General features: G+C 71.4%; 8 protein-coding genes. 7 read left to right on the top strand and 1 reads right to left on the bottom strand.

The window, feature by feature from the left end:
- Positions 1 to 682: 682 nt before the first annotated feature.
- The 4 genes from ACYVE9_RS11965 to ACYVE9_RS11950 all read left to right on the top strand — a co-directional run bounded on the left by ACYVE9_RS11965 (position 683) and on the right by ACYVE9_RS11950 (position 4,299).
- A complete protein-coding gene (locus ACYVE9_RS11965) occupies positions 683 to 1,336 on the top strand; it encodes a response regulator transcription factor (protein WP_461027777.1) in 654 nt (217 codons plus the stop codon).
- A 7-nt stretch (positions 1,337 to 1,343) separates the two neighbouring features.
- A complete protein-coding gene (locus ACYVE9_RS11960; protein WP_461027775.1) occupies positions 1,344 to 2,597 on the top strand; it encodes a sensor histidine kinase in 1,254 nt (417 codons plus the stop codon).
- Between the two features lie 529 nt (positions 2,598 to 3,126).
- The gene (locus ACYVE9_RS11955; RefSeq protein ID WP_461027774.1) at positions 3,127 to 3,426 is read left to right on the top strand and encodes a DUF4193 domain-containing protein; all 300 of its coding nucleotides are present in this window, start codon (positions 3,127 to 3,129) and stop codon (positions 3,424 to 3,426) included.
- Between the two features lie 15 nt (positions 3,427 to 3,441).
- Positions 3,442 to 4,299, top strand: a complete 858-nt coding sequence (locus ACYVE9_RS11950) for a hypothetical protein (protein ID WP_461027773.1) — start codon at positions 3,442 to 3,444, stop codon at positions 4,297 to 4,299.
- On the opposite strand, the gene ACYVE9_RS11945 is transcribed toward ACYVE9_RS11950, so the two are convergent.
- Positions 4,233 to 4,682: a DUF3093 domain-containing protein gene (locus ACYVE9_RS11945; RefSeq protein WP_461027772.1), complete on the bottom strand. Its 450-nt coding sequence runs from the start codon at positions 4,680 to 4,682 to the stop codon at positions 4,233 to 4,235. The genes ACYVE9_RS11950 and ACYVE9_RS11945 overlap by 67 nt on opposite strands.
- A 103-nt stretch (positions 4,683 to 4,785) precedes the next feature.
- Here ACYVE9_RS11945 and ACYVE9_RS11940 point away from each other — a divergent pair, with 103 nt between their 5' ends.
- From ACYVE9_RS11940 to ACYVE9_RS11930, 3 genes are read left to right on the top strand one after another with little or no spacing between them, the layout of a single operon-like run.
- Positions 4,786 to 5,349 carry a PaaI family thioesterase gene (locus tag ACYVE9_RS11940; RefSeq protein WP_461027776.1) on the top strand — a complete coding sequence of 188 codons (564 nt, stop codon included), beginning with the start codon at positions 4,786 to 4,788 and terminating at the stop codon, positions 5,347 to 5,349.
- Entirely contained in the window at positions 5,346 to 5,882 is a 537-nt protein-coding gene (gene dut / locus ACYVE9_RS11935) for a dUTP diphosphatase (protein WP_461027771.1), read from the top strand. The genes ACYVE9_RS11940 and dut overlap by 4 nt, the downstream gene beginning before the upstream one ends.
- A 1-nt stretch (position 5,883) precedes the next feature.
- Entirely contained in the window at positions 5,884 to 6,657 is a 774-nt protein-coding gene (locus ACYVE9_RS11930; protein WP_461027770.1) for a DUF3710 domain-containing protein, read from the top strand.
- The last annotated feature ends 117 nt before the right edge of the window (positions 6,658 to 6,774 follow it).

The following is a 6,774-nucleotide window of genomic DNA, read 5'->3' as shown; positions in this document are numbered from 1 at the left end:
CGCCCGGCCGGGCCCGACCTGGTGGTCGCCGCCTCCCCGGAGGTCTTCACCCGCCTGCAACCGATGCTGGACGATCTCGGCGCCTGGCAGGACTGACGGGCCCGGGCGCCGGGCCCGCACATGGCGAAGGTGCCCCCGCGGCAGTTCGGGGGCACCTTCGTGGTGCCAGGTGTCGTGCCGGGTGTCAGGGTCAGCGCAGGACGCCGACCTCCACACCGTGCTCGGAAGCCAGCCGGTGCAGGTCTTCGAGCTCAGCCTGCTCGACCTCTGCGAGGAAGTCGTCGCCGGACTCGCGAGCGCGGTTCATGTCGTGTTCCGTACTCCTTATGCGCTGCAGAAGGCCTGCGGTGAACGCGTCCATGGTGCGCCCCCTCGTCGTGGGTCGGCGGCACGAGGGTGTGCCGGGGGTTGGATCGATCACGGCGTGTCCCCTGACGGTGGTCGACAGCGCGGGTGGCATGCCGCCTACAGGGCGTGATCGCGGGTGTGCAGGGGATTTCCCCACCCCGAGCCTCAGAGAAACCTCAAGCCCCGGAAAAATCCGCTGCCAGGTTTGAAAAGTGCGCTGCCGGGCTCCCTTACAGCCGGTTTATGAGACTTCGGGGCACGATGGAGGTCACAACGGACAGATCGCGGGACTGCCGCGACCGGTCATCTTCTGTTCATGAGGGAAGGAAGCGCCGTGCGCGTACTCGTCGTCGAGGACGAGCAACTGCTCGCAGACGCCGTCGCCACCGGTCTGCGCCGGGAGGCCATGGCCGTGGACGTCGTGTACGACGGGGCCGCGGCCCTGGAGCGGGTGGACCTCAACGACTACGACGTCGTCGTGCTCGACCGGGACCTCCCGCTCGTCCACGGCGACGACGTCTGCCGCAAGGTCGTCGAGCTGGGCCTGCCCACCCGGGTCCTGATGCTCACCGCCTCCGGTGACGTCAGCGACCGGGTCGAGGGGCTGGAGATCGGCGCCGACGACTACCTGCCGAAACCGTTCGCCTTCAGCGAGCTGACGGCCCGCGTCCGCGCGCTGGGCCGACGGACCACCGTGGCGCTGCCGCCGGTACTGGAACGCGCCGGGATCAAGCTCGACCCGAACCGCCGCGAGGTCTACCGGGACGGCCGGCTGATCCAGCTCGCGCCCAAGGAGTTCGCCGTGCTCGAGGTGCTGATGCGCAGCGACGGCACGGTCGTCTCCGCCGAGCAGCTCCTGGAGAAGGCCTGGGACGAGAACACCGACCCCTTCACCAACGTGGTCCGGGTCACGGTGATGACCCTGCGGCGCAAGCTCGGCGAGCCGCCGGTGATCGTCACCGTGCCCGGCTCCGGCTACCGAATCTGAGCCCGCCATGACCGCCCCCACCTCCTCCCGGTCCGCCGGCCCGCCGCCGCGGACGCCACCGAAGCCCACCTGGGACCCGACGGCCCCGCCGCGCTCGTACCCGTGGCTGCGTCCGACCATCCGGATACGGCTCACCCTGCTCTACGGCGGCATGTTCCTGATCGCCGGCATGGTGCTGCTGACGATCATCTACCTGCTCGCCGCGCAGGCGCTGCAGGACGGCAGCCGGCTGTCGCTGCGGATCAGCGGTCCCGTGCAGGTCGCCAGCGACACCTGCGAGCTGCCCGCCAGCGGCAGCGGGGCCGACCTGGGGCAGGCGCTGGACGCCTGCCTCCAGTTGCAGCGCAGGATCGCCCTGGACTCCCTGCTGCAACGCTCCCTGCTGGCACTGATGGGGCTCGCGGTGGCCGCGTTCGCCCTGGGCTACGTGATGGCCGGCCGGGTGCTGTCGCCGTTGGGGCGCATCACCCGCACCGCCCGCCAGGTGGCCGGCTCCGACCTGCACCGGCGGATCGAGCTGGACGGCCCCGACGACGAGTTGAAGGAGCTCTCCGACACCTTCGACGACATGCTGGACCGGCTGGACCGCGCGTTCACCGCCCAGCAGCGCTTCGTCGCGAACGCCTCGCACGAGCTGCGCACGCCACTGGCGATCAACCGGACCCTGCTGGAGGTGCAGCTCTCCGATCCGGAGGCGTCGGTGGAGGTGCAGCAGCTGGGAAAGACGCTGCTGGCCACCAACGAACGCAGCGAGCAGCTGGTCGAGGGCCTGCTGCTGCTGGCGCGCAGCGAGAACGAGATCGTCCACCGCAAACCGGTGGACCTGGCGGAGGTGGCCGATCAGGCGGTCGAGCAGACCCGTACCGAGGCCGAGCGCAAGGGCGTGGAACTGCGCGGCGTCCGGCAGCCGGTCTACGCGCAGGGCAACGGGGTGCTGCTGGAACGCATCGCGCTGAACCTGGTGCAGAACGCCATCCGGTACAACATCGCGGAGGGCGGCTGGGTGCGGGTGAGCACCGAGGCCCGGCCGGGGCAGGCGGTGCTCACGGTGGAGAACACCGGTCCGCAGGTCCCCGCCTACGAGGTGGACAACCTGTTCGAGCCGTTCCGCCGGCTGCGCACCGAACGGACCGGCAGTGACAAGGGAGTGGGCCTGGGCCTGTCCATCGTCCGGTCGGCCACCAGGGCGCACGGCGGCACCATCTCGGCTGTGCCGCGTGAGGACGGCGGGCTCGTCGTGACGGTCGCGCTACCGGTGTGAGCCGCGGTGCGGCGGAAGCGGCGGAGCCGGCGCGGGCGGTCCCGTCCGGGCGGCACCGCGCACCCCGCGCGGGACCGGTGCTTCAAGCGGCCCGAGCTGGGCACCTGGACCGCGGGCGCGGCGCCCGCCCGATACGTGTACGGTGCATGCCCGAGAGAGGGAGGCTGGCTATGGGTGGAAATCAGCCGATTCGGCCTCCACCTGCCCCCGTTGTGATCGATCGCACACCCGATTTTTTGATCCATCGGGTCCTGTGGTCGGGAACCCGGGGAAAAACACCCTAAAATCCAGGTTTTCGCAGGTCGATATTGCGGGAAGTACCCGTGATGGCGTGCGCGAACTACGACGTTCGGGCCATAACCGGCCCACCGGCAGTCCGTCGGACCACTACTTCAGGGGTCCGGTTGGGTGTCGATTGAGTAACAGACCTTGATGTGAGGCAAAATCTCCGCCTCGGGTCGGGCACAAGTCCGGCCCCTCACGCGTTACGCGCTGAGACAGCTACCGACACCCAGAGGGGGAGAGCCAGATGGCAACGGATTACGACACGCCACGCAAGACTGATGATGATGCCAACGAGGACAGCATCGAGGAGCTCAAGGCACGCCGGAACGACAAGGCCGCGTCGACCGTAGACGTGGACGAGTTCGAGCAGGCCGAGGGTCTCGAACTGCCCGGAGCGGACCTCTCCAACGAGGAACTGTCCGTCCGGGTGCTGCCCCGGCAGCAGGACGAGTTCACCTGCATGAGCTGCTTCCTGGTCCACCACCGTTCGCAGCTCGCCGAGGAGAAGAACGGCCAGCCGATCTGCCGCGACTGCGCGGCCTGATCAGCGACGGTGCCCATGGCGGCCGACGACGCACGTGATGCCGAGCGAGGCAGGGACGCCTCGCTCGCTCCCCGGCGTGCGCCCGGGTCGGGCCTACGCGGCCGGCTCGGTGTACGCAACAAGGCGAAAGCCCGGAAGCCCGACGACGACCGACACAGGATGCGGGCGTTTCTCGGTGCTCTCGCCGACAAGCTCATCGAAACCGCGCCGCGGATCCCCTTCCGCGACCTCGCCACGCTGCGCGCGCACTTCCCCGGCCAGGAGCGTGAGGAGATCGCCGACCGGCTCGTCACCAGCGCGGCACGCGGCTCCGCCACCGTCGGTGCCGGCGTCGGAGCCGCAGCGATGCTGCCCATCCCGCCGGCCATGCCGGCCGAACTCGCCGCCGAGATCCTCGGTGTCGCCTCGATCGAGCTCAAGCTCGTCGCCGAGCTCCACGAGCTCTACGGCGTCCGCCCACCGGGCAACGCCGGCCAGCGCGGGCTGGCCTACCTGAACTCCTGGTCCAGCGAGCGCGGCATCGACCCCGTCGTTCCGGCCACCGTCACAGTGGCCCTGGGCGCCCAGTTCCGCCGGGAACTCCGCCAGCGGCTGATGAAGCGCACCCTGCGCAACCTGCCCAACCTGACACCGTTCCTGATCGGCGCCGCGGCCGGTGCCGCCATGAACCGCCGGGAGACCCGCAAGCTCGCCGAGCGCATCCGCGGTGACCTGCGAGAGCGCCAGCAGCCCTGGCCGGCCCTCCCGCCCGCCGAACAGCTCCCCGGCGGTGGGACGGCGACCTCCGCCGGACGGCTTCCGACCGGTCAGACCGAGGAGGACGCCGATTCCAGCGCGGCGACCAAACGCTCCGGGCGGCGCGAGGACAGGTAGACGTACGGCGTCGGATCCGCCGGGTCCGTGACCTCCACCCGCACCGCCGTCGGGACGTAGGCGCGCAGCACCATGAACGCCGTCGGATCCGCCTTGTGGGTGCGCCACGCCCTCGCCTGCTCGGCGTCCAGAGCCTCGGCGCGGCCAAGCGCGCTCAGCGGAATGCGGGCACTGCCCGCCACCAGCGAGCCCGCCACCACCCGGATCCGCACCGAGCCGTACCCGCTCACCGCCACCGCCGCCAGCGCTCCGCCGGCCACCAGCCCGACCAGCATCGGCACCAGCCCGAGCGGCAGCAGCATCAACCCGGCGGAGACCGCCACCAGTCCGGCGATCAGCCACCAGGAGCGGGGTGCGGTGAGTCGTTCGTCGTAAGCCTGCATGTCCCCAGCTTGGCACGTGCCCCGGTGCCCCCGGCCGGGGACTGCGCCGGGCTCCGCGCGCGCGGCGGTAGGGTCTCCAGACGTGACTGCTGTGAAGACCTCGCTGACGCCGCCCCAGGGCGCGCTGCCTCCGGTGCGCCATCCGGAAGCGCCGGCGCCGGGTGACGCCATCGGCGCCCACTACGACCAGTGTTTCGGCTGCGGCGGCGCCCAGCCGCACGGTCTCCACCTGCTCGCCCGGGCAGGCGACGGCGTGGACGTCACCGCCGAGTTCACCGTACGTCCCGAGCACCAGGGCGCGCCCGGTCTCGCGCACGGCGGCGTGCTGGCCACCGCCCTCGACGAGACGCTCGGCTCGCTCAACTGGCTGATGCACGTCATCTCGGTGACCGGCCGCCTGGAGACGGACTTCGTCCGGCCGGTCCCGGTCGGCACCGTGCTGCACCTGGACGCCCGGGCGACCGCGGTGCACCGCCGCAAGATCTACTGCACGGCCACCGGCCGCCTCGGCGCCCCGGACGGCCCCGTAGCGGTGCGGGCCACCGCCGTGTTCATCGAGGTGCAGCTGGAGCACTTCGTCAACAACGGCCGCGACGAGGAGATCCAGGCCGCGCTGGACGACCCCGACCTGGTCCGCCGGGCACGCGCCTTCGAGGTGAACCCGTGACCGGCCCCCGCGACCCGGTGGACGTGCTGATCCGCCGGCTGGACCCCGAGGTGCCGCTGCCCGCGTACGCCCACCCCGGCGACGCCGGCGTCGACCTCGTCACCACCGAGAGTCGCACCCTGCGGCCCGGCGAGCGGGCGGTCCTGCCGACCGGTATCTCGCTCGCCCTGCCGGACGGACACGCCGCCTTCGTGCATCCCCGTTCGGGCCTCGCAGCCCGTTGCGGCGTAGCGCTGGTGAATGCCCCGGGAACGGTCGACGCCGGGTACCGTGGAGAGATCAAGGTGATCGTCGTCAACCTCGATCCGCGCGCGGAGGTGCGGTTCGAACGACTCGACCGCATCGCTCAACTCGTCGTGCAGCAGGTCGAGAAGGTGCGCTTCCACGAGGTGGAGGAGTTGCCGGGATCGGCACGTGCCACGGGGGGCTTCGGCTCCACGGGCGGCCACAGCGGTGCAGCCGGCGGGGCTGCGCCGCACATTCCATACGCTGCGGTCGGTGCCGACGAGCGCCCCGACCTGAAGGGACAGTGACGTGTTCGGACGTCGTCACAAGCGGGACGAGAAGCCGGAAGGCGTCTCGGACGAGAGCAAGACCGCCGCCGACGAAACGGCGGAAGGAGCCGCGGAGCCCGAAGCGGCCTCCGCGCGGGTCAAACTGCCCCCGGCTCCGCGCCCCGACGGCCCCTGGGACCTCTCCGAGGTCAGCGAGCCCGACAAGGGCCGCGTCGACCTCGGCGGCATCTTCGTGCCCGGGGTCGAGGGCATGGAGCTGCGCGTGGAGGTCGCCGGTGACGCCATCGTGGCGGCGACGGTCGTGCTGCGCGACAGCGCGATCCAGCTCCAGGCGTTCGCCGCTCCCAAGCGCGAGGGAATCTGGGACGAGGTCCGCGAGGAGATCGCCTCCGGCATCACCCAGCAGGGTGGTGTGATCGACGAGGTCGAGGGCCCGCTCGGCTGGGAGCTGCGCGCCCAGGTACCGGTCCAGCTGCCGGACGGCAAGAACGGTGTCCAGGTGGTGCGGTTCGTCGGCGTGGACGGTCCGCGCTGGTTCCTGCGCGGCGTCATCTCCGGTCAGGGAGCCGTGCAGCCGCAGGCCGCCGGACTGCTCGAGCAGATCTTCAAGGACGCGGTCGTGGTGCGCGGCGACTCGCCGATGGCGCCGCGGGACCCGATCGTGCTGAAGCTGCCCAACGACGCGCAGATGGTCCCCGACGGTGTGCAGCAGGACACCGCGGAGGCCGGTTCCAAGTACGCGGGCGGCATCGACAAGCTCCAGCGCGGCCCCGAGGTCACCGAGATCCGCTGACCGCGGCAGGAGCAGCACACACCGCCGAGGCCGGCGGCCCCCAGCGGGCCGCCGGCCTCAGTCGTGCCCGCCACGGCCAGGTCCCGCCGACCCCGGTCCGCGGCCGGGTGTGGGCCG

It is taken from the genome of Streptomyces sparsus (assembly GCF_054776295.1).
This window is presented reverse-complemented; position numbering and strand designations above follow the sequence as displayed.